Origin of the sequence: Butyrivibrio sp. WCD2001 (genome assembly GCF_000424485.1) — a bacterium.
In the GTDB taxonomy this organism is placed as follows: Bacteria; Bacillota; Clostridia; order Lachnospirales; family Lachnospiraceae; genus Butyrivibrio.
Genome location: NZ_AUJZ01000001.1, coordinates 375328 through 400184, shown reverse-complemented (window position 1 = coordinate 400184; position 24857 = coordinate 375328). Strand labels below are relative to the sequence as shown.

Below are 24857 nucleotides of genomic sequence, written 5' to 3'. Positions count from 1 at the left end.
TTAACATTATAGTCGTCTATCTAAGATAAGGAAAATTGTATGGAAAAAACAAAGAGTCTGGAATTGCAGGAACTAAATGGTTATTACAACAGTGGGGCCAATCAGATAGTTATTGTTTATGGACATGTTAGTACAGGCAGTGAAACTGTTATCACAGAGTTTGCGAAGGACAAAGACGCCATCTATTATTGCGCAGCTCCTGCTTCAGAGAGACTTCAGCAGAACATAATAGGTCAGCGTATACGCAATAAGGGATATGACATTTCTGAGTATCCATCTTACAAGGAAATATTTGAAGTGGCTAAAAAGATGGCTAATGATAGGGAAAAGCCTTTTGTTCTTATTATTGACCGCTTTGAGGACATCATAAAAGCATCTCCTGATTTCATTGAAGAGATAAGTACGATTGTCTACGGAGAAGGGCATCCTCAGATGATGGTTGTTCTTCTGGGATTCAATGCTGCATGGATTGAGAATTCAATGGTTAATAAAATCGGTGCTCAGGCTGCCAATATTTCAGGCTTCCTCAAGATAAAACCCTATTCCTTCCAGGAAATGAAAAAGAGAATGCCCAATATGACTAATCAGGATATCATTTCCACGTATGCTATTTTCGGAGGAAAGGGTCAACTGTGGCAATACTTTGACCAAAATAAGACCTTTAAAGAGAATGTATGCGAGAAATTCCTTGATGTTAAAAATAGTGTGCTACTTAAAGCAACAATAAATCAGCTTGAAGAAAACCTTCGTGAAACTGCTGTATATAATACTATTCTTTACGGACTGGCCAATGGCAAGAATAAGCTTAATGATATACATCATGCAACGGGATTTTCCAGAGCTAAGATAATGGTATATTTAAAGAGTCTTATTGAGCTTGGCATGGTTGAAAAGGTATATTCCTTTGCAACTACGGGGCATGAGAATGTGCAGAAGGGTGTATATAGAATTTGTGATCCGCTTCCACACTTTTTCTACAGATTCTTTTATTCTCATTTAAGTGAAATAGTTGGATTAAATGCAGAAGATTTTTATGATACATACATAGCTCCCGGTTTAGGAGAGTTCGTTTCTACAGCTTATAAACTCATATGCAGAGAGTATGTTTGTAAACTCTCAGAGTATCATAAGCTTCCCTTTGAGATTGAAGATGAGGGTGAATGGGTTGGCAAGATCGATTCGCTTGATATCGTAGCTCAAAGTGAATCAGGTGATACACTTGTTGGAATCTGCAAATGGGATGCCGAGATGGATGCTTCTTCGATAGACGATATACGAAGCTGCTGCAAGAGAGCAAGGCTTAATCCTGATTACTATTATTTGTTCTCAGCTGTTGGTTTTGATGAAGGTCTGGTCAACCTTGCAAAAGAAGAGCCTTCCATCAAACTTATTGGATTGGAAGAAATGATGAATGACTAAAAGCGTTTTTATTGCCGAAAAGCCCAGTGTTGCAAGGGCTTTCGGCGCTGCTCTAAAATATAATTTTTCTAATAAAGACGGATATATGGAATCCGAAGAAGCCATCGTCACCTGGTGTGTAGGACACCTGGTGACGATGAGTTATCCTGAGGTGTATGATGAGAAAATGGCTAAGTGGTCTCTCAATACTATTCCATTTATTCCGTCTCAATTTAAGTACGAAATTATTCCTCAGAGTGCGAAGCAGTTTAATATAGTCAAGGGACTGCTAAACCGAGAGGATGTGGATAAAATATATATATGTACCGACTCCGGACGTGAGGGTGAATATATCTACAGACTGGTTGATCAGGAAGCTCATGTTACAGGAAAGATCAAAAAACGTGTCTGGATCGATTCACAGACTGAAGAAGAAATTCTTAGAGGGATACGAGAAGCAAAGGATGACAGCGAGTATGACAACATTGGTGCTGCTGCCTATCTTCGTGCAAAAGAGGATTACCTCATGGGAATCAATTTCTCCAGGGCGTTAACTCTCAGATACGGTTATTCCATAAGACAATTCCTCGGACTTGATAAATGTGTTGTTGCCGTAGGACGTGTTATGACCTGCGTACTAGGGATTGTTGTTGACAGAGAGCGTGAGATAAGAAACTTTGTAAAAACACCGTTTTACAGAGTTATTGGTGACTTTTCTGTTGATGATAATGTTATATCCGCAGAATGGAGAGTTACTGAGAAAAGTAAATATAACGGATCCTTTGATCTCTACAGTGAAAAAGGCTTTAAGGAAGAAAAGGGCGCTAAGGCTCTGATTGAATCCCTTGGGCAGCTTCCGGTGAATGCAAAGCTCACCAAAATGGAAAAGAAGAAGGAAACTAAGAACGCTCCTCTTTTATATAACCTTGCCGAGCTGCAAAATGACTGTTCAAAGTTTTTCAAGATTGATCCTAATCAGACTCTTGCAATAGCGCAGGAACTTTACGAGAAAAAACTTACAACCTATCCCAGAACCGATGCCAGAGTTTTGAGCACTGCTATAGCTAAGGAAATTGATAAGAATATAAGAGGGCTTACTTCTTATGAACCTGCCGCAATTTTTGCTAAAGCAATTCTCCAACATGAATCCTATAAGGGCATTGCAAAAACAAGATATGTGAATGATAAGGCTATTACCGATCACTATGCAATCATTCCTACAGGGCAGGGACTTTCAGCAATCAGTTCACTTAGTCCCACTGCGGCAAAGGTCTATGAGATAATTGTCAGAAGGTTTCTTGCTGTATTTTATCCCGCTGCCCAGTACTCGAAGATAAAGCTTGAGCTTGCGGTAGATACAAGCGAAAACTATACTGAAACCTTTTTTGCAGGTTTCAAATTACTTGCATCCAAAGGTTATTTACATGTTATGGATTACTCATTTTTCAAGAAGAAGGATGAGAAGGAATCAGAGGATAAGACTGATAACGATGCTGAGGATTCTGCAGCGGATGAGGGACTTTTCGAAGCTCTTTCCAAGCTGAAAAAAGGTGATACGCTTGAACTAAAACAGGCATCGATAAAAGAGGGTGAAACCACGCCGCCCAAGAGATATAATTCAGGTACGCTTATTCTTACGATGGAAAATGCCGGTCAGTTTATTGAAGATGAGGAACTGAGATCCCAGATAAAGGGATCCGGAATCGGAACAAGTGCTACAAGAGCCGGAATTCTTGAAAAGCTTGTTAAGAATAAGTATCTTGAACTTAATAAAAAGACTCAGATAATCACACCAACTCAAATGGGTGAGATGATATATGATACGGTTTATGTATCAATGAAGCCTATGCTCAATCCTTCACTTACAGCAAGCTGGGAGAAGGGGCTCACACAGGTCGAGCAGGGTGAGATATCAGAAGATGAATACATGAAGAAGCTTTCAGATTTCATAACAAGACGCACTAACTACGTCAAAGAAAACGATATGAGATCGCATATGCAGCAATTCTTTGTGAACTCAGCACAGTACTATAAAAAGGTACAGAAAAAGAAAAATACAAGTAAAAAGAAATAAATAATAAGCCTTCCCCTAGGGGGGAAGGTGGCACGAAGTGCCGGATGAGGGGAAGGAAAGGAAAAAATGAAAGAATACTCAATCGAAAACTTATATGATTTAAACGAGACTATAGCGGCAGACATATTTAAGAATGTCACATACCCTTGGGAGGTACTTCCGAAGATAAAAGATTTTATTATCGAACTTGGAAATACACTTCCTTCAGAGAAATTTGAAAAAAGAGGAGATAATGTATGGGTTGCAAAAAACGCAAAGTTTTTATCCGATAATGTCTATATTGCAGGCCCCTGCATTATTGACGAGGAGGCTGAGATTCGTCCCGGTGCTTTCATAAGAGGAAACGCCATTGTAGGGAAAGGAGCTGTAGTAGGTAATTCCACAGAACTAAAAAATGTAATCCTTTTCAACAAGGTTCAGGTTCCTCATTATAACTACGTTGGCGATTCTATACTTGGATATAAATCGCATATGGGTGCAGGCTCAATAACATCAAATGTTAAATCCGATAAGAAACTGGTTTTAATCAAGAACGGTAAGGATGATACGGTGGAGACCGGTCTTAAAAAGGTAGGAGCAATGCTTGGTGATAATGTTGAGGTCGGCTGCGGAAGTATTCTTAATCCCGGCACAGTAGTAGGAAGAGAAAGTAATATTTATCCGCTTTCTTCCGTTCGTGGTTGTGTTCCCGCAAAACATATCTATAAAGATAAGGATAATGTTGTATTAAAGACTAACGAATAATTGACTACAAACCGTTTACGGTATTATAATCAAGAAAGTTTATGATAAATTTTTGCGAGGAGGGAAATGAAAATGGCACAGATTAAGACTAAGATCGAGCTTCAGTATGCTGACAAGAGTATCTCTTCAGAGGATCTTATCGAGAGAGCTAAGGCTGCATATGAGGCAGAATATGGTGTGAAGGGTGCTAAGAATCTTGAGCTTTACGTTAAGCCTGAAGAAAATAAGGCTTATTATGTAGTAAATAACAAGATGACAGGTAGCATCGATCTTTAATTTTATGGTAGCAAAGGCCTCAGGTTTAACCTGGGGCTTTTTGTATGCTGCTTGGTACAAAAAGGAATAAGAACTTATGAACAAAGAACTATCATTAGAACAAGACTTTGAAAAATTATGCAATTGTCAATTGTTTCTTCTTGATATGGACGGAACTTTATACCTTGGTGATGAAGTGTTTGATGGAGCGATTGACTTTATTCTTACGCTTGAAAAGCTTGGGAAGAAATATATATATCTTACAAATAATTCATCACGCGCCGGAATAGATTATGTAGATCGTCTGAAAAAACTTGGTTTTCCCTGTGAGATGGAAAATGTTTATACTTCGGGTATGGCTACGGCAGAGTACCTTAAAAAGAATTACGGCAACAGAGATATCTATGTTGTAGGAACCCGTACATTTTACAATGAGCTTAAAAATGCCGGATTAAATGTTTTTAATGCCACGGATTACGACAGCTCCGATTATGGAGATGTTTCTCCTGTGGTGTGTGTCGGCTTTGATACTGAACTCGTATATAGAGATCTGGATCTGGCAGTTCATTTTTTGCGAAAAGGATCTGAATTTATAGCTGCGAATCCTGATTGGGTATGTCCTATGCCTGCCGGAGAGGTACTTCCTGACTGTGGAAGTATATGTGCACTGCTCACAGCTTCCAGTGGCTCTGAACCTACATATATTGGGAAACCAAACCGTAATATGGTAGATATCATTTCGACTATGACAAATATTGACAATGCAAAAATCTGCTGCGTTGGAGACAGACTTTATACCGATATTGCCGTTGCTCAAAATGCCGGTTCTGCTTCGGTTTGTGTGCTATCGGGTGAATGTAATGAGGCAGAAATAGCCGATATGGATAAAAAGCCTGATTACGTGCTTGATAATGTAGCAGAACTTACGGATATACTTTTTTCTCATTGTTAAAAATGCTGCCTGGAAGTATAATAATAATTGTGCATGAAATTTGCTAAATTGTTTTTTGGAGATGATTTTTTATGGATATTGGTGGACTTTTAAATGAGCTGTTACTAGAGGACAAGGTGATGATTCACTTTGACTTTATGAACGGCTTTTTTGATATCAATAAGTCTGTAGTTGTCACGTGGGGAGTGATGGCAGTTCTGACTTTATTCCTTCTATGGCTTACCAGTGGTATGAAGGTTCATAATATTAGTACGAAGCAGCTTGTTGCTGAGGCTATAGTTGACGGCCTTCGTGGTATAACCGGAGGAATGCTTGGTGAAGAGGGCATCGCATACAGAGATTATATGGCGGTGGTTCTGGTTTTTATAGGAGCATCCAACCTGGTCGGACTATTTGGGCTGACTCCCGCGACAATGGATTTGAATGTAACCGTGGCACTGGCGCTAATGAGTATAGTACTGGTCGAAGGAGCCGGAATACACCACAAAGGTGTAAGGGGATGGCTTAAATCATTTACAGCTCCTTTGTGGCTGATAACTCCAATAAATATTCTTGAGATTGCGATTAAACCGTTGTCATTATGTATGCGACTTTTCGGAAATATTATCGGAGCAACCGTTATTATGGAGCTTCTTAAGATGGCAGTTCCGATAATTGTGCCTGCAGCTTTCAGTATTTATTTTGATATCTTTGACGGACTTATTCAGGCATATGTATTTGTTTTCCTTTCGTCTCTATATATCAAAGAGGCTATTGAATAAAGAAATTATATCTTTTAATGGATAAAATGCATTTAAAAAGAAAAATAAAAAACGGAGGTTATGATTATGGATTTAACAGCACTTGGCGCAGCTATTGCAGCATTTACGGGAATTGGAGCAGGTATCGGTATCGGTATAGCAACAGCAAAGGCAGTTGATGCGGTTGCTCGTCAGCCCGAGGCAGATGGTAAGATCATGAAACTTTTAATCCTTGGATGTGCGCTTGCAGAGGCTACTGCTATTTATGGCTTCGTAGTAGCTATCATGATTAAGTTTGCCTGATTGTTTTGGGAGGATATTAAGCAGTGTTAAATATCAGCATAATGGGTATTGTTTATACGGTGGTAAATTTATTACTCCTATATATAATATTCAGATTATTTTTATTTAAAAGAGTTGATGCTGTTTTGCAGAAGAGACGTGAAGAAATTGAACATGCAAAGGATTCCGCATCAAAAATGGAACAAGAGGCAGAAGAGCTTAAGGAAAGCTATGCCAAAAAGCTGCAGGAAGCCGGCAAAGAATGCGAGGAGCTTGTCGCTCAGTCCAAGAAAGATGGATATGATGAGTATGATCGCATTATTAATGATGCCAAAGCAAAGGCTGAACAGATTATAGTTGAGGCTAAGCACAACGCTCAGATCGAAGCACAGCGCGAGAAAGATGCTTATGTATCAGAGCTGACCGATCTGGTTGTTCATGCAGCAAATAAGATTGCTGTTTCCAAGCATGACGAAGAGTCAGATAAAGAGCTTTACAACAAATTTATTTTTGAGGCTATTGAGAAAAGCGAATAATATACCTCGTTCATTAAATAATAGAAGAGGATCATTTATATGATAAATGAAAACAAAGCAAGGCTTCGTTATTCTTCAGTTCCGCCCTTGGATCATCAGGCGGAGCAGATAAAGATGGCTCTTGCAAAAAAGTTTAACAGACCTGATCTTGAGCTTGAGATAATTCATGATCCAAAGGTTAACGGTGGATTTATCGTTAATTATGGAAATTTTGAGTATGACTGGAGTGACGAAGGTCGTACAAGACAGCTCAAAGAACTTATAGAGCTAACAAAAAAACGCCAGAATACCAGTGCTGAGAACCTTGTTTCAATTATAAGAGACAGGGTTAACAGTTTTGATCTTAAGGCAGAAGGAAAAGAAGTCGGTAGAACCATCTGGGTTGGAGATGGTATTGCCAATGTTGTTGGCATTGATCATGCTTTTTACGGAGAAATTGTCCGCTTTGAGGATGGAACCAAGGGTATGGTTCAGGATATAAGAGATGACCATATCGGAGTTATTCTGTTTGGAGGAGACGAAGGAATCCGTCAGGGAAGCAGATGTGTCAGAACCTATAAGCAGGCAGGTATTCCCGTAGGCGAGGCTTTTATAGGAAGAGTTATCGATGCTCTGGGCAATCCTATCGATGGCGGAGAAGAGATAAAGACAGAAATTTACAGGCCTGTCGAAGAGCCTGCTCCCGGTATTGTTGAGAGACGTTCTGTTAATGAACCTATGGAAACCGGAATCCTTTCAATTGATACTATGTTCCCCATCGGAAGAGGACAGCGTGAGCTTATTATTGGTGACAGACAAACCGGTAAGACATCTATTGCTATGGATGCAATCCTCAATCAGAAAGGAAAGGATGTAATCTGCGTTTACGTTGCTATCGGACAGAAGGCAAGTACCATTGCTAAGCTGATAAACACATTAAAAGAAGCAGGTGCAATGGAGTATTCAATTATTGTAGCTTCAACGGCTGCAGACAGTGCACCGCTTCAGTATATTGCTCCTTATGCCGGAACTGCTATGGCAGAGTATTTCATGCTTATGGGTAAGGATGTACTTATCGTATATGATGACCTGTCTAAGCATGCGGTAGCTTACAGAGCGTTGTCACTGCTTCTTGAAAGATCCCCCGGACGAGAAGCCTATCCCGGAGATGTATTCTATCTTCATTCAAGACTTCTTGAGAGATCGAGCAAGCTTTCCAGCGAACTTGGCGGCGGCTCGATTACAGCACTTCCGATTATAGAAACACAGGCAGGCGATGTTTCTGCTTATATTCCTACAAACGTTATATCCATCACTGATGGTCAGATTTTCCTTGAATCGGATCTATTCTTCGAGGGCATGAGACCTGCGGTAAATGTCTGACTTTCCGTTTCCCGTGTAGGTAGTGCTGCGCAGACCAAAGCTATGAAGAAGGCTGCGGGTAGTATACGTATTGACCTTGCTCAGTACAGAGAGATGGCTGTATTTACGCAGTTTGCTTCGGATCTTGATGAGACTACAAAGGATCAGCTCAGACATGGAAGCGTACTGATGGAGCTGTTAAAACAGCCCCTCGGAAGACCGTATTCAATGCATGAACAGGTAATCCTTCTTGTATGCGCAAATGGCAAAAAGATGGATTTTGTTCCGGTTAATCAGGTAAGAGAATATAAAGATAAGCTTTTGAAATTCTTCGAAGAAAACAGAAAGGACATTATCGAGGATATTGATAAGTCTCAGGATCTTTCTGATCTTACGAAGAAGGAAATACTTGAAGCAGCTGATGAATTTGAAAAGCAAAACAACGAGAAATTGAAAGAAGAACTTAAAAAGAAGAGAAAGAAATTTACTCTTGATTAAGGTGATTTTCAGTGGCAAACATAAAAGAAATTCGCGATAGAATCGGTAGTATTCGCGACACAATGAAAATTACAAATGCGATGTATATGATATCCTCAAATAAGCTGAGAAAAGCAAAGAAACAGCTTACGGATACAGAGCCTTATTTCTATGCGCTGCAGGCTATGATAGCGAGAGTTTCAAGGCATATTCCGGATGATGTTGAGGATATTTTCTTAAAGACCACAGATGATATTCCCTTTGAAGCAAGAGCTAAAGGGTATCTGGTGCTTACCTCCGATAAAGGTCTTGCAGGTGCTTTTAACCACAATGTTGTTAAAGCGGCAGAGGAGCATATAAGAAATAACAATAAGCTTTTGAACTATAAACTATATGTTGTTGGTGAGTTTGGAAGGCATTATTTTACAAGTCTTGGTCTTAAGATAGAGGAGAATTTCCGATATACTGCGCAAAATCCCAATATGGACAGATCCAGGGATATTACATCCATAATTCTTGATGATTATGCAAATGGCACTATTGATGAGGTATACGTAGTTTTTACTTCAATGAAGAATTCTATAACCAGTGAGGTTAAACTTGAAAAAATTCTTCCGTTGGATATCATCGAAAACGCCCGCAATCGCTACAGAATTATCGATGCCTACAATGAGGAATTCATTTTCGATCCGAGTCCGAAAGCTATTATTGATAATATTGTTCCAAACTTTATAAACGGATTTATTTATGGTGCTTTGGTTGAAACTTTTTGTTCGGAGCAAAACGCCAGAATGATGGCAATGGATAATGCAAATAAAAATGCTACTTCCATGATAGGAGAATTGACAAAGCAGTACAACAGGCAGCGACAGGCTGCGATAACTCAGGAAATAACGGAAGTTGCAAGTGGTGCCAAAGCGTTAAAGAGAGCCAAAGCAGCTAAAGAAGCTAAACTAAGAAAACAATCTTCAAGATAATAAGAGGACAGATTAGTGAGTAGTGAAGGGAAAATCCTGCAGGTTATGGGACCTGTAGTGGATGTATTATTTGAAAACGGAAGTCTTCCGTACATAAGTGATGCTCTTAAAGTTAAGGTTGGTGATAAAAAGGGTGTCATGGAGGTTGCACAGCACATCGGTGATAATGTTGTAAGGTGCATCATGCTTACTGCCAGTGAGGGGCTTGCAAAAGACATGCCTGTATATCAGACAGGTGGTTCCATCAGTGTTCCTGTCGGAAGAAAGAACCTTGGAAGATTATTCAATGTTCTTGGCGATACAATTGACGGCGGTCCTACTCTTGAAAGTGAAAAACACTGGTCAATTCACAGAGAGCCTCCAAAGCTTGAGGATATGAGCCCTGTAGCAGAAATACTTGAAACAGGTATCAAGGTAATAGATCTTCTTGCACCATACGCAAAGGGCGGTAAAATCGGTCTTTTCGGAGGTGCCGGTGTAGGAAAAACAGTTCTTATTCAGGAACTTATCCAGAACATTGCCACCGAGCATGGAGGATATTCCATATTTACAGGTGTAGGAGAGCGTTCCCGTGAGGGTAACGACCTTTGGACTGAAATGAAGGAGTCCGGTGTTATTGAAAAAACGGCACTTGTTTTCGGACAGATGAACGAGCCTCCGGGAGCACGTATGCGTGTTGCCGAGACAGGACTTACAATGGCTGAATATTTCAGAGACAGAGAAAGACAGGACGTTCTTCTTTTCATAGATAATATTTTCAGATTTGTCCAGGCGGGATCAGAGGTTTCTTCACTTCTCGGCCGTATGCCTTCAGCGGTTGGTTATCAGCCCACGCTAGCAACTGACCTTGGACAATTGCAGGAGAGAATCGCATCCACTAAAAGCGGTTCCGTTACTTCAGTTCAGGCTGTCTATGTTCCTGCTGATGACTTGACGGATCCTGCTCCCGCAACTACCTTTGCGCATCTTGATGCAACAACAGTTTTATCAAGAAAGATTGTTGAGCAGGGTATTTATCCCGCCGTAGATCCGCTTGAATCCAGCAGCCGTATCCTTGAAGAGGATGTTGTCGGAAAAGAACACTATATGGTTGCTACCAAAGTTCAGGAGATGCTTCAGAAATATAAGGAACTTCAGGATATTATCGCAATTCTCGGTATGGATGAGCTTGGAGAAGAGGATAAGCTCACTGTTTATCGTGCACGTAAGATCCAGCGATTTTTATCACAGCCTTTCCATGTTGCCGAGACTTTCACCGGTGTAAAGGGTGTTTATGTTCCTCTTAAAGAGACCATTAAAGGCTTCAAGATGATTATTGAAGGAAAGATGGACCAGTATCCAGAGGTTGCATTCTTCAATGTGGGTACAATTGATGAAGTAATTGCCAAAGCAAAGAAGCTTGAAGGTAACAGCGCCGAATAAACCGGAGGAATGATTTGATTTGAAAGCTGATAGAAAGACCTTTCGTTTACAGGTCATGTCAATAAACGGAATATTTTTTGATGACAGAGCCAGCGAAATTATTCTTCCCTGCATAGATGGAGAATATGCCATTTTACCTGAACATGAGGAACTTGTTTTGGCCATATATAACGGTAAGATGACCATCAGGGATGCAATCGGGGATAAGATTGAGGCAATAGTAGGCGTTGGTTCTGCGCAGATTGCAAATAACAGAGTTATTGTTCTTGTCGATACTGTAGAAAAGCCGGAGGATATCGACAGAGTAAGAGCTCAAAGGGCTCTTGAGAGAGCAGAGGAAGAGATGCGACAGAAAAACTCTATCAAAGAGTATTACACTGCCCAGGCCGCTATGGCAAGAGCTCTCAGCAGACTGAAGCATTCTTCTGATTACGGAATTGATTAAAGGAGATACGATTTGTATAAAGCTGACAGAAATGCAGAAAATTATACATTTGACAATATAAAAGCTGCAGCTTGTATTTTTGTAATTCTTATACATTGTAAGTTCCCCGGCGTTGCCGGAGACTTATTTGAAGCATTGGCTCGTTTTGGCGTGCCAATGTTTTTTGCTATTTCCGGGTATTACCTTCTTAAAGATGATGACAGTACCGGTGGTATTCGCAAAAATATGGCACGAAAATTAAAGAAGACCTCCATAGTTACTTTAAAGATATGGCTCATTTATACAGTTTATTCTTTTCTTTATGCCATTACTGTAAATTACGGAATAAAGGAGTGGGTCAACGAGAAATTTAACCTGTTTGAATTTTCAAGATTATTACTTTTTAACTCAGGCAAATTTATCTATGACTTCACCTATGCTTTTGACCATTTATGGTATTTATTTGCTCTTATATATGTATATCTGCTTGTTTTTATTTTTGCGCCGATTTTAAAAAAGGGGGCAAAACCGATTTCGATTTTACTTTTAGGATTACTGTTTTTTGGTGAACTTTTGAAGATATATTATCCGATCAGACCGTTCGGAATCAGTGTATCGGTTTGGTATGTGATAAGGAATTGGCTTTTTGTAGGTGTTCCCTTCACATTACTCGGATATTGGATGCATGAGGATAAAGCTGCATCTCTTATTAAAAGGCCGCATACGCTCGGAATGCTTCTTGTTATTACCGGTGTGTTTTTTACTTTCTTTGAATATAAAAAGTGGGGCCAGACAGAAGTATACTTTGGGTCTCTTTTGATTGTTGTTGGCCTTTTATTATTCGGAGACAGCGATAATGAGGATGCGGAATTAATAACGGAGCAGCAAAGTATATTATCGAAACAACTTTTTTTTATCGGTAAAAATCTCTCAGCTAATATATATTTTTTCCATGTTATGGTGATTTCTTTTTTGGGCTGGTGTGTAGACAGGATAAATCCTGATTTCTACGGTAGTCTGGTATTTATGACTTTAAGGCCTATAATAGTAATAACCATTACAATATTAATCTCGTACTGTTTTTATGTGGTTAAATTAATCACTACTAAAAACAATAATAATTTGAGAAAATAACATCTATGTGCGCAAAGCACAAGTAAAAATGCGGAGTAAGTATGAAAAGAGACGAATTTATTTCATTTATTCAAAATAAAAAGATTGCATTCCTTGACGGAGCTACAGGAACGAATCTCATGAAGGAAGGACTTCCTGCAGGAGCATGTACCGAGGAATGGATTCTCGAAAATCCCGAAGTTATAAAAAAATTGCAAAAAAGCTATGTTGAAGCCGGAAGCGATATTATTTATGCACCGACATTTACCGGCAACAGAATAAAGCTTAAAAATTTTGGCCTTGAAGACAGAATTGAAGAAATTAATACAAGGCTTGTAGAACTTGCAAAAGAAAGTGCCGAGGGGAAAGCGCTTATTGCAGGCGATATAACTATGACAGGTCGCCAGCTTAAACCCATGGGCGATCTCGATTTTGAAGAACTAATTGAAGTTTATAAGGAACAGATAACAATTCTTTGCAAGGCCGGAATAGATGTTCTTGTAGTGGAAACCATGATGAGCCTTCAGGAATGCAGAGCTGCCCTTATAGCCGCAAAGGAAGTATCGGATATTGCTGTTATGGTTACGCTTACCTTTGAGGGTGATGGAAGGACTCTTTTTGGCACAGATGCTAAAACTGCCGCAATAGTAATGGAATCACTTGGCGCCGCTGCTGTTGGAGCAAATTGCGGTACAGGCCCCGATAATATGGTTGAGCTTATTGCAGATATGGCATCGGTTACGACAATTCCGATAATAGCAAAGCCCAATGCAGGACTTCCGGTCGTAACAGAAGATGGCACTACTGAATATGATATGGAATGCAGTGTATTTGTGCCTGAAATGGAAAAGCTAATAAAAGCCGGAGCAACTATTATTGGTGGATGCTGTGGAACTAGCCCCGAATATATCAAAGGTATTCATGAGAAATACCATAATTATGAACTCTCAGATAAGGTTATCAGAAAAACTGCCGGTGTGAGATATCTTACAAGTGAACGTTCATCCATAGCTTTCGGCATGGATGATCCTTTCATGATCGTCGGTGAGAGAATTAATCCGACAGGTAAAAAGAAACTGCAGGCCGAACTTCGCGAAGGAAATCTCAATATGGTCTGTGATTTTGTCTCACAGCAGGAAGAAGATGGTGCTTCAATCCTTGATGTTAATGTGGGCATGAGCGGTATAGATGAGAAGCAGATGATGAGTGATGTTCTTGAAGAGATTATTCCGCTTACATCACTTCCTCTTTGCATTGATACCAGCGATGAAGCCACTATGGAGATGGCACTCAGGAAGTATCCAGGCAGAGCTCTTATAAATTCTATATCTTTGGAAAAAGATAAAGCTGAAAGATTTTTACCTCTTGCTAAAAAATACGGAGCAATGTTTATAGCACTTCCGGTAGGCCCTAAAGGTCTTCCGAAAGATTTGGAAGAAAAGCATGAATTTATTGAGGCGCTTTGTGATAAAGCCTATAATGCCGGCTTATCTAAGGAAGATATTGTTGTTGACGGACTTGTAGCAACTATCGGAGCCAATCCAAATGCAGCTCTTGAGACACTTGCTACCATAAGCTACTGTAAGGAAAGAAATCTCGCAACAATATGCGGCCTTTCAAATATTTCCTTCGGCCTTCCGCAGAGAGCTTTCATCAATACTGCATTTTTAACTATGGCTATAGCTAATGGCCTTACAATGGCTATTTGCAACCCTTCACAGGAACTTCTTGTAAACAGCGCTTTTGCTTCCGATCTGTTAAGACATAAGGAAGAAGCAGATATTCGCTATATTGAGAGGATGAATCGCTACGACGGAATGAATGTTGCCGTGACCTGTGTTCCGAAGGGACAGGCTGTGCAGACAGGTGCAGCGCAGAGTACCGGTAAGGATTCTGCATCTGCAACAAATGCCGGATCAAACAATAATGAAAGCGCAGATGATCCTGTAACATCATTTAAAAAACTCATTAAAAATGATGTTATGAAGGGCAGTAAGAGGACAATAGAAAAGGACACCAAGGAAGCTGTAAATGCAGGCTGTAATCCCAAAGAACTATTAAACGAAGTTCTTATGCCTGCAATAAATGAAGTTGGTGAGCTTTTCGATAAAGGAAAATACTTCCTTCCACAGCTGATTGCCAGTGCGGAAGCAATGAAGCTTAGCATAGGCGTTCTGGAACCTCTTCTTAAAGAAGCAGAGGGTGAAGATTCAAAGGCTAAGGAAACAATAGTTATTGCAACCGTGCATGGTGATATCCACGATATCGGAAAAAATCTTGTTGCTCTGATGCTTAAGAATCATGGTTTTAATGTTATCGATCTTGGAAAGGACGTTCCAAGCGAAAAGATAGTGGATACTGCAATTACTGAAAAAGCAGGTATTATTGCGCTTTCTGCTCTAATGACAACAACCATGCAGGAAATGAAGAATGTTGTTAAGCTTGCCGGTGAGAAAAATTGTAAAGCAAAGATAATCATAGGCGGGGCAGTGGTTACAGAGGATTACGCTTGGGAAATAGGAGCTGACGGTTATTCCTCCGATGCTGCCAGCGCAGTCAAAGTGGTTAAGAATATACTCAGCGAAGCCGAAAAGAAATAAACGCTTATTACATTTTGACGTTTATCAGTATTTGTTATTAAATATATTCATGGAGGCAATATTTTATGAACGGTGCGCAGGCCATAGTAAAATGTTTATTGGAAGAAAAAGTTGATGTTGTTTTTGGATATTCGGGCGTTGCAATTGCTCCTTTTTATGATGCGCTCGGAGAAACAAACATAAAACAAATCCTAATAAGAACCGAACAGAATTCAGCACACTGTGCTAGTGGATATGCAAGAATCAGCGGAAAGGTGGGCGTCTGTGCTGTTACCAGTGGTCCCGGTGCTACAAATCTAATTACCGGTATCGCTACTGCATATGCTGACAGTATTCCTCTTGTGTGCATTACAGGACAGGTCAATTCCGAACTTATAGGTAGTGATGTTTTCCAGGAAGCTGATATTACAGGTGCTGCAGAATCTTTCGTCAAATACAGCTACCTTATCCGTGATGTAAATGATATACCCAGGATATTTAAAGAGGCTTTCCATATAGCCAATACAGGAAGAAAAGGCCCGGTACTTATTGATATACCGATTGATATACAGCAGGCTACAATCAATAAATTCTCATATCCCGAAAAGGTCAATATGAGAACTTATAAGCCAACCGTTGAGGGTAATGCTGCCCAGATTAAAAAGGTTGTTAAAGAGGTGGCACAGGCAAAGCGTCCGATTATCTGTGTTGGAGGCGGTGTGCACCTTTCAGGAGCAGTTTCTGAAATCAGAAAGTTTGTTAAGGACAACTGCATACCAGTAGTATCAACCATGATGGGAATAGGCGTCATGGCTTCCGAAGATCCTTATTATTTCGGAATGGTCGGAAATAACGGAAGACCTTGTGCCAACAGAGCTCTAAATGAGTCGGATCTTCTTTTAATGGTTGGTGCAAGAGTTGCAGACAGAGCTGTAAACAGGCCTGATCTTATCACAGAAAATAAAGTACTTATTCATATAGATGTGGATCCTGCTGAAATCGGTAAAAATGTCGGACCTACAATTCCGCTTGTAGGTGATATCAAACATATTTTCAAGAGAATCAATGAATTTGAAGACAAAGAGGATCTGATACATGAGAGAACTGAGTGGATTAATACACTCAAAAAATACAAGCAGGAAATGATTGAGAAGAGACCTGTTATTGATACAACAAAATTCGTTGATCCTATGCCGTTCCTGCAAAATCTTTCAAGGAAGCTTCCTTCAGATGCTATTTATATTGCTGACGTTGGACAAAATCAGATATGGTCCTGCAGGTGGCACCTGGTCAGAGAAGGAAGATTTCTTACTTCGGGCGGAATGGGTACGATGGGCTATTCAATTCCCGCTGCATTCGGTGCAAAGTATGCAGCTAAAGGCAAGAAAGTTGTAGCCGTTATGGGTGATGGAGCCTTCCAAATGTCTATGATGGAACTCTCAACACTACGTCAGTACGGAATGAATGTAGGAATAATTGTCTTCAACAATGGCTATCTTGGCATGGTTCGTGAGTATCAGCATTACAGCTACGATGACCGCTACAATATGGTCGAACTTCACAACACACCAAAGCTGGATAAAATTGCTGAAGCTTACGATATGAAATACCTTCGCGCATCATCACAAGCCGAAGCCGAAGTCCTTATCGATGAGCTCGTCAAAAATGACGAATGCGTCCTCTGCGAAGTAGTCGTCGATCCCATGGACCTTGCCAAATAAAGACAACTATAATTTTCCATTGATAATTGATAAGGTGATTTTTTGTATATTTATCCAATGCACAGCCGGAATAAATATATGTTTCAAATGCGCCGATTATACGCGAAGCGTAACGAGGCGCAGATGAAATATATATTTATGACGGCGTACTCGGAGGAACTATGAAAAGAATTTATTCAGTTTTAGTTGAGAATCATGCCGGTGTGCTTAGTAAAGTTGCGGGCCTTTTCTCACGAAGAAATTTTAATATTGACTCGCTTGTTGTGGGTGAAACTAATTCAAAGGATGTCTCATGCATGACAATTGTATCAAGCGGTGATGAAAGGACAATTGAGCAGATTGAGAAACAGCTCAATAAAAAGCTTGATGTAATAAAGGTTAAGACTTTTAAGGAAAGCATGAGCATCTGCCGCGAGCTCACCCTCATCAAGGTTCGTTACAATCGCGAAAACAGAAGAGATATCATGGAAAACTGTGACATCATGAAAGCGCAGATTGTCGATATGAGCAAAAACATGATGATTATACAGATTTGTGATACTCCTGAGCGAGTAGAAGTTTTTATAGAAATGCTTAGAACAGTTTCTATTGTTGAAATTGCTCGAACAGGAACAGTTGCTCTCACAAAATGCAGTGAGGGTGAGAAGTAAGGGGATTAGATTAAAAAACATCAATAAAGTATTTGTTAAAATAAATCAATAATTTAGCCCTTTAAAGTTTTAATTTTGTAAAGTATTTCGTTGACTTTGTGCATAAAAGCGCATATAATCCTTTGTTAAAGGTGCAAACAAGAAAATAAATGCACCCAAAATCTGATTATCAGTTTTTTTCGGAGGGACATGAAGAGAAAAGTTTTTCAATTGCTGGTAGATAATACATCCGGCGTTCTTACAAGAATCTCAGGTCTTTTTGCAAGAAGAGGATACAATATCGAGAGTATAACGGCCGGAACTACAGCAGATCCCAATTATACCAGAATAACAATTGTAACATCCGGAGATGATGTGATCCTTGATCAGATTGAGAAACAGTTAAGCAAACTGATCGATGTCAGGGATATTCATGAACTCGAACCTGAAGAGAGTGTATACAGAGAACTTGCTCTTATAAAGGTTAGAGCTGATGAGAAGGAGCGAGATAGTCTTATTTCGATAGTTAATATTTTCAGAGCAAATATTATCGATGTGACTCCCGAATCGCTCATCATTGAGATAACCGGTAACCAATCCAAGGTTGATGCACTTCTTAAGATGCTTGAGGGAAAAGAAATTCTCGAGCTTGCAAGAACAGGAATTGCCGGTCTCGGAAGAGGTGTTGATAAGGTTATTTCTATCGAGGAATTACAGAATATGTAACAGTTAACTTCGAAAAATGCTTATAAGCTGTTTTCGTTGGTATATAAAATTTTATTTTTTACGGAGGTAAGAAACATGTCACAGGATGCACGTATTTTCTATCAGGAAGATTGTAATCTTTCACTTTTAGAGGGCAAGACAATTGCCATTATAGGTTATGGTTCCCAGGGACACGCTCATGCACTTAACCTTAAGGAGTCCGGATGCAAGGTCATCGTTGGTCTTTATGAGGGTTCTAAGAGCAAGGCTAAGGCTGAGGCACAGGGACTTGAAGTTTACACAACAGCAGAAGCTGCTAAGAAGGCTGACGTGATTATGATTCTTATCAACGATGAGAAGCAGGCTAAGATGTATAAGGAAGACATCGAGCCCAATCTTGAAGCAGGCAATATGCTGATGTTTGCTCATGGTTTCAATATTCATTTTGGTCTTATCCAGCCTCCGAAGGATGTCGATGTTACAATGATCGCACCCAAGGCTCCCGGCCATACAGTAAGAAGTGAGTATCAGGCTGGAAAGGGTACACCTTGTCTTGTAGCTGTATATCAGGATGCTACAGGTAAGGCACTTGATAAGGCACTTGCTTATGGTGCAGGAATCGGCGGAGCAAGAGCTGGTATTCTTGAAACAACATTCAGAACAGAGACTGAGACAGACCTCTTTGGTGAGCAGGCAGTTCTTTGCGGCGGTGTTTGCGCACTTATGCAGGCTGGTTTCGAAACACTTGTTGAAGCCGGCTATGATCCGAGAAATGCTTACTTCGAGTGTGTACATGAGATGAAGCTCATCGTAGACCTTATCTATCAGTCAGGTTTTGCAGGAATGAGATATTCAATTTCAAATACAGCTGAGTATGGTGATTATGTAACAGGTCCCAAGATTGTTACAGAGGATACTAAGAAGGCTATGAAGAAGATCCTTTCAGATATTCAGGATGGTACTTTCGCAAAAGAATTCCTTCTTGATATGAGTGACGCAGGCGGACAGGTTCACTTCCAGGCTATGAGAAAGCTTGCTGCAGAGCATCCCGCAGAGCAGGTTGGTGCTGAGATCAGAAAGCTTTACAGCTGGAACAATGAGAGCGACAAGCTCATCAATAACTAAGATTTAAGGAGAGCTGCCGCTGATGCGGCAGCTCATTTTAGGTGATTATGGAATATTATAGGGAAAAGCCTTTAAAAGTCAGACTGGTTCAGATTTACTTTCTTTCATTTATCATGTATATGGTAGCGGTTTTGCCTTTTTTTATTGAAAGAGGCATGCCGTTTTTCTATTACGGAGACTACAATGTACAGCAAATCCCGTTTTACACTGTGGCACACAGAGCAATTCGAAGCGGTAATTTGTTTTATTTGTGGAATGTGGATTTCGGAAGCTCTCTTGTAGGTAGTTTTTCTTTTTATCTTCTAGGGAGTCCATTTTTCTGGCTGACGATTCCTTTTCCCGAAAAGTTTATTCCATATATGATGCCATATCTTATGGCACTAAAATATAGTGTTTGCGCGGTTACTGCTTATGTATATATCAGACGCAAAGTAATTCGCGATGATTCCGCATTTATAGGTGCTCTTTTGTATGCATTTTCCGGTTTTAATGCCTGTAACATTGTCTTTAACCATTTTACTGATGCGGTGGCTTTTTTTCCGTTATTTCTTCTGAGTTTTGACAGGCTTATGGAGCTGGATCACCATAAAGATCTTTGGTTTTTCAGACCGGCAGGAAAGAGGTTTATTTTCTTTGTACTAATGACATCTCTTATGGCTGTGATAAATTACTATTTCTTTTTCGGTGAAGTCTTATTTCTGATACTGTATTTTGTAATATGCTATATTCCCGGGAATAATATCAGAACTGTTTTAAGAATGTTTATGCGTGCTCTTTTAGGTGGACTTCTTGGCGTTCTTATTCCTGCATTCTATGTACTGCAGGCAGTTCTTGGTGTCAGCGGAAACAGCCGTATTTCAAACATACTTCTTGGCTACGACCTTGTTTCATATGAGAGTATGAATATGCTCTGGGATATTTTAAAGAGCATGGTGATGATTCCTGACATCATTGGGAAAGGAACCGTTTTTTATACAGCCAGCGTAAAAAATGCGTCACTTGCTGTATTTTTGCCGCTTTTTGGTCTTTCCGGTGTAATAGCATATTTTTACATGAAGAAAAAGAGCGTTTATAAAAGACTAATTCTTGTCTGTCTGATATTTGCGCTTATTCCGGGACTGAATGCATTATTTTCTCTTTTAAACGAGAACTATTATGCGAGATGGTTTTATATGCCTATTCTCATTATGTCACTTATGACTGCAAAGGTGGTTGAGAGAGGCGCATCAAAGGAACTGAAAAAAGGATGCCTGATAACCTGTGGATTATTTTTACTGGTTCTCGGCATTTCGATTCTTCCGTCTTACAATGATTATCATAAGATAAAATATATGGCGCTTATCGAAAACGATAAGATATTCTGGAGAGATGTCATCGGAACTTCCATAATTTTGCTGATGCTCATTGTATCGATTTTCCTGGTTCCCAAATGTATAAGGAAAATACCTAATCCTTTTGGGAAAACCATAGAATTAAAGCATCCGATCATGCGGCTTGAAATCTTACTTATAATGACTGCGATTTCTTCTGTTGTATCTTTGCATATAGTGCTTAAGAACGGCAGTGGACTTATTACAGATTTCGGAAAAGAGCAATGGGAAAAGCAGATGCTTAATTCCAGTCCTACATTGGACGATGAAGAGGATTATTTCAGGACTGAAACCGATAACACTGCAACAAATTATGATATGTACTGGGGATATGGATCACTTCATAGTTTTATCAGTACAATTCCGGCTCAAACCTTTGATTTTCTGAAAGGTACGCTTGATATCGAAAGAACAGTCGAAACAAGAATACCTGAATTTTGTCTTGGTATAAGAGCTATATTGTCCAATAAGTATTATCTTGAAAATTCGCTTATAAACGATGATGCAATGTTTAAAAGCGGTAATGGCATACCGGGCTTTATGTTTACAAGTTCACAAAACGGAATAGATGTATATCGAAATATGAACTATATTCCGATGGGCTTTACCTATGATTACTACATCAAGGAGTCAGTTTGGGAAAGCATTGAAGATATTGAGATTAAGGACAGACTTCTCAGTGTAGCCCTGATTCTTCCGGATAAAGAAGCTTTAAAATATGACGGAATTATAAATGAACTGCCCGAGTCATATTATAAAGAGGCAATGCCGATCGAGGTTTTCGAGAAAAACTGTGATGATCGAAGGCAGAGCGCATGTCAGAAGTTTGATACGAATACAAGAGGCTTCTATGCAATGACCTCAAATTTGAGTTCCGATAAGATAATGTTTTTCTCGGTTCCCAATATGAAGGGATTAAAATTGGAAATAGAAGATAAAAGCGCTGAGATAATAAATGCTGACTACGGGATGATTGCTATTAAAGTTCCGGCCGGTGTCCATTTCATTAGAGCTCTGTATTTACCGGCAGGATTCATGCCCGGAATTGTTTTAAGTGTAATTGGTTTAGTGTTATTTGCGGCATACATTATGTTTTGTCGTTTTTACAAAAACCGTTAAATATGGTATCTTTATTCAAGATGATTTGTAGCGGTTTTATAAGATTTTATCTGAGTTTTTTGGAAAGGTGAGGAGTAAAAGTACATGGCTTCAATGACTATGAGCCAGAAGATTCTGGCAGCACATGCGGGACTTTCTGAAGTTAAACCCGGACAGCTGATCGAAGCTGATCTTGATCTGGTTTTAGGTAATGATATTACCAGCCCCGTAGCAATTAAGGAAATGGAAAAATTCAAGACGAATTCTGTCTTTGATAAGGACAAGATTGCACTTGTTCCCGATCATTTTGTTCCCAATAAGGATATTAAATCCGCTGAAAACTGCAAATGTGTAAGAGAATTTGCAAAAAGAAATTCCATCACCAATTATTTTGAGGTTGGTCAGATGGGTATCGAGCATGCACTTTTGCCGGAAAAAGGACTCACGGTTCCCGGCGATCTGATAATCGGTGCCGACTCACACACATGTACATATGGCGCGCTTGGTGCTTTCAGTACAGGCGTTGGTTCTACCGATATGGCTGCCGGTATGGCTACGGGTAAGGCATGGTTTAAAGTTCCTTCAGCTATTAAGTTTAATCTTATCGGAGAGCTCCCTGAATATGTAAGTGGAAAAGACGTAATTCTCCATATCATCGGTATGATCGGCGTAGACGGAGCGCTTTATAAATCAATGGAGTTTACCGGAGAAGGTGTTAAAGCACTTTCTATGGATGATCGTTTTACTATTGCTAACATGGCCATCGAAGCAGGAGGTAAGAACGGAATATTCCCGGTAGATGAGAAAACTATAGAGTATCTTAAGGAGCATGCTCCCGGAAAAGAATTTAAAACTTTTGAAGCTGATGAGGATGCTGAATATGATGAGGAGTACACTATTGATTTATCTACTCTTAAGTCAACAGTTGCATTTCCTCATTTACCGGAAAACACACATACTTTTGATGATATAGCTGATATAAAGATTGATCAGGTTGTCATCGGATCCTGCACAAACGGACGTATAGATGATATCAGAATGGCTGCGAAAATTCTTAAGGGAAGAAAAGTAGCTGATGGAATCAGATGCATCATAATTCCCGCAACTCAGGCTATTTATATGCAGGCTATGGAAGAGGGACTTCTAAAGATCTTTATTGAAGCCGGAGCAGTAGTTTCAACACCTACCTGCGGACCTTGCCTTGGCGGATACATGGGAATTCTTGCTTCAGGTGAGAGATGTGTATCAACAACCAACAGAAACTTTGTCGGCAGAATGGGAGCTACGGATTCTGAGATTTATCTTGCTTCACCTGCGGTTGCTGCTGCAAGTGCGGTAACAGGGAAGCTTTCATCGCCCACAGAACTGTAAATTTGGGCATAACCAGACTTTGAAAGGAAAATAACTATGAAAGAAGCAAGAGGAAATGTTTTTAAGTTCGGGGATAATGTTGATACGGATGTAATCATCCCCGCAAGATATCTTAATACTACCGACCATGCAGAGCTTGCTGCTCATTGTATGGAAGATATTGATAAGACATTTATTCAGAATGTAAAAAAAGGTGACATCATTGTTGCCAATAAGAACTTTGGTTGCGGCTCTTCAAGAGAACATGCGCCCATTGCCATAAAGGCTGCTGGTGTTTCCTGTGTTATAGCAGAAACCTTTGCCAGGATTTTTTATAGAAACAGCATCAATATCGGTCTTCCCATTGTTGAATGCAAAGAGGCAGCCGATGAAATCGAAGCCGGTGATATCGTAAGTATCAATTTTGATACGGGTGTAATTACCGACGAGACAACAGGTAAGACCTATCAGGGACAGGCATTCCCTCCTTTTATGCAAAAAATAATCGACAGCGAAGGACTGGTAAATTATATCAATGCAAAATGATATCAGATTATTCATGGTAATCCCCTGCTACAATGAGCAGGAGGTATTACCGGAAACCTCCAGGAGGCTTGAGGAAAAACTGAACAGTCTTATAGAAAGTAAAACCATATCAGCTAATAGCAGAGTGGTTTTTGTTGATGACGGATCAAAAGATAATACCTGGAACATGATAGATGAATTGCATAAGAAAAATGAACTTTTTCAGGGTGTAAAGTTGTCAAGGAACAGAGGCCATCAGAATGCACTTCTTGCCGGTCTTATGACTGTCAGAAATGTCTGCGATATTTCAATTTCAATGGATGCCGATCTTCAGGATGATATTGGTGCCATTGATGAGATGATTGAAAAATATAAGCAGGGAGCTGAGATTGTTTTTGGCGTAAGAAGCAGCAGACAGACTGATACAGCTTTTAAAAGGGGTACAGCCCAAAGCTATTACAAGCTTATGAATAATTTGGGTGCTGATATCGTTTATAATCATGCTGATTTCAGACTTATGAGCAGTACTGCGCTGGAGATGCTTTCCGAATTCACTGAGGTAAATCTGTTCCTTCGCGGAATTGTTCCGATGGTCGGACTTAAGACGGATATTGTCTATTATGAGAGATCTGAGAGATTTGCGGGAGAAAGTAAATATCCGCTGATGAAGATGCTTTCATTTGCATTCGAGGGGATAACATCACTTAGTGTTAAGCCAATAAGGATTATATCCGGTCTAGGCGTATTAATATTTTCCGTAAGTATAATTATACTTATTTATTCTCTTGTGCGACATTTTTCAGGAAATACGATACCGGGGTGGACCACAACTGTTTTATCAATTTGGGCTATCGGCGGTCTCACAATGATTTCACTTGGTGTGATAGGAGAATATGTTGGTAAGATTTATCTTGAGACAAAAAATAGGCCAAGATACATAATAAGTGAATATCTTGGTGATAAAGAAGATAAGGTTAATCTTACGGATGTTAAAATAATTAGATAAAAAATATATAGATT

General features: G+C 39.7%; 21 protein-coding genes and 1 pseudogene. All 22 read left to right on the top strand.

The window, feature by feature from the left end:
- Window positions 1-39 precede the first annotated feature (39 nt).
- The 22 genes and pseudogenes from G630_RS0101765 to G630_RS0101660 all read left to right on the top strand — a co-directional run bounded on the left by G630_RS0101765 (window position 40) and on the right by G630_RS0101660 (window position 24843).
- Complete coding sequence (locus G630_RS0101765) at window positions 40-1419, top strand: ATP-binding protein (protein ID WP_026497542.1); 1380 nt, start codon at window positions 40-42, stop codon at window positions 1417-1419.
- Complete coding sequence (locus G630_RS0101760; RefSeq protein ID WP_026497541.1) at window positions 1412-3472, top strand: DNA topoisomerase; 2061 nt, start codon at window positions 1412-1414, stop codon at window positions 3470-3472. The genes G630_RS0101765 and G630_RS0101760 overlap by 8 nt, the downstream gene beginning before the upstream one ends.
- Window positions 3473-3538: 66 nt before the next feature.
- A complete protein-coding gene (locus G630_RS0101755) occupies window positions 3539-4216 on the top strand; it encodes a UDP-N-acetylglucosamine pyrophosphorylase (RefSeq protein ID WP_026497540.1) in 678 nt (225 codons plus the stop codon).
- Between the two features lie 72 nt (window positions 4217-4288).
- Window positions 4289-4492, top strand: a complete 204-nt coding sequence (locus tag G630_RS20290) for a DUF6465 family protein (RefSeq protein ID WP_049944826.1) — start codon at window positions 4289-4291, stop codon at window positions 4490-4492.
- A gap of 76 nt (window positions 4493-4568) precedes the next feature.
- Entirely contained in the window at window positions 4569-5423 is an 855-nt protein-coding gene (locus G630_RS0101745) for an HAD-IIA family hydrolase (protein ID WP_044958399.1), read from the top strand.
- A 77-nt stretch (window positions 5424-5500) separates the two neighbouring features.
- Entirely contained in the window at window positions 5501-6184 is a 684-nt protein-coding gene (locus G630_RS0101740; protein ID WP_026497538.1) for a F0F1 ATP synthase subunit A, read from the top strand.
- Window positions 6185-6244: 60 nt separating this feature from the next.
- Window positions 6245-6466 (top strand): ATP synthase F0 subunit C, encoded by a 222-nt coding sequence (gene atpE, locus G630_RS0101735; RefSeq protein ID WP_442855837.1) that lies wholly within the window; start codon window positions 6245-6247, stop codon window positions 6464-6466.
- Between the two features lie 41 nt (window positions 6467-6507).
- On the top strand, window positions 6508-6981 hold the full coding sequence (locus tag G630_RS0101730; protein ID WP_022759908.1) for an ATP synthase F0 subunit B: 474 nt from the start codon (window positions 6508-6510) through the stop codon (window positions 6979-6981).
- Window positions 6982-7020: 39 nt separating this feature from the next.
- Window positions 7021-8820: pseudogene (atpA, locus tag G630_RS20285) on the top strand (F0F1 ATP synthase subunit alpha).
- An 11-nt stretch (window positions 8821-8831) separates the two neighbouring features.
- Complete coding sequence (gene atpG / locus G630_RS0101720; RefSeq protein WP_026497537.1) at window positions 8832-9776, top strand: ATP synthase F1 subunit gamma; 945 nt, start codon at window positions 8832-8834, stop codon at window positions 9774-9776.
- Between the two features lie 15 nt (window positions 9777-9791).
- Window positions 9792-11198, top strand: a complete 1407-nt coding sequence (atpD, locus tag G630_RS0101715) for a F0F1 ATP synthase subunit beta (RefSeq protein ID WP_026497536.1) — start codon at window positions 9792-9794, stop codon at window positions 11196-11198.
- 19 nt (window positions 11199-11217) lie between these two features.
- The gene (gene atpC / locus G630_RS0101710; protein WP_022759912.1) at window positions 11218-11643 is read left to right on the top strand and encodes an ATP synthase F1 subunit epsilon; all 426 of its coding nucleotides are present in this window, start codon (window positions 11218-11220) and stop codon (window positions 11641-11643) included.
- A gap of 12 nt (window positions 11644-11655) precedes the next feature.
- Complete coding sequence (locus G630_RS0101705) at window positions 11656-12756, top strand: acyltransferase family protein (protein ID WP_026497535.1); 1101 nt, start codon at window positions 11656-11658, stop codon at window positions 12754-12756.
- Window positions 12757-12797: 41 nt separating this feature from the next.
- Entirely contained in the window at window positions 12798-15335 is a 2538-nt protein-coding gene (locus tag G630_RS0101700; RefSeq protein WP_026497534.1) for a homocysteine S-methyltransferase family protein, read from the top strand.
- A 65-nt stretch (window positions 15336-15400) separates the two neighbouring features.
- Window positions 15401-17035, top strand: coding sequence for a biosynthetic-type acetolactate synthase large subunit (gene ilvB, locus G630_RS0101695; RefSeq protein WP_022759915.1), 1635 nt, complete (start codon window positions 15401-15403; stop codon window positions 17033-17035).
- 161 nt (window positions 17036-17196) lie between these two features.
- Window positions 17197-17685, top strand: coding sequence for an acetolactate synthase small subunit (ilvN, locus tag G630_RS0101690; protein WP_022759916.1), 489 nt, complete (start codon window positions 17197-17199; stop codon window positions 17683-17685).
- 189 nt (window positions 17686-17874) lie between these two features.
- Window positions 17875-18390, top strand: coding sequence for an acetolactate synthase small subunit (ilvN, locus tag G630_RS0101685; RefSeq protein WP_022759917.1), 516 nt, complete (start codon window positions 17875-17877; stop codon window positions 18388-18390).
- Window positions 18391-18465: 75 nt separating this feature from the next.
- Window positions 18466-19494, top strand: a complete 1029-nt coding sequence (ilvC, locus tag G630_RS0101680) for a ketol-acid reductoisomerase (protein WP_022759918.1) — start codon at window positions 18466-18468, stop codon at window positions 19492-19494.
- Between the two features lie 47 nt (window positions 19495-19541).
- Entirely contained in the window at window positions 19542-21983 is a 2442-nt protein-coding gene (locus tag G630_RS0101675) for a YfhO family protein (protein WP_155831909.1), read from the top strand.
- A gap of 84 nt (window positions 21984-22067) precedes the next feature.
- Complete coding sequence (leuC, locus tag G630_RS0101670; RefSeq protein WP_022759920.1) at window positions 22068-23333, top strand: 3-isopropylmalate dehydratase large subunit; 1266 nt, start codon at window positions 22068-22070, stop codon at window positions 23331-23333.
- Window positions 23334-23369: 36 nt separating this feature from the next.
- Window positions 23370-23858 (top strand): 3-isopropylmalate dehydratase small subunit, encoded by a 489-nt coding sequence (gene leuD / locus G630_RS0101665; protein ID WP_022759921.1) that lies wholly within the window; start codon window positions 23370-23372, stop codon window positions 23856-23858.
- A complete protein-coding gene (locus G630_RS0101660) occupies window positions 23848-24843 on the top strand; it encodes a glycosyltransferase family 2 protein (protein ID WP_026497532.1) in 996 nt (331 codons plus the stop codon). Before leuD ends, G630_RS0101660 begins: the two co-directional genes overlap by 11 nt.
- The last annotated feature ends 14 nt before the right edge of the window (window positions 24844-24857 follow it).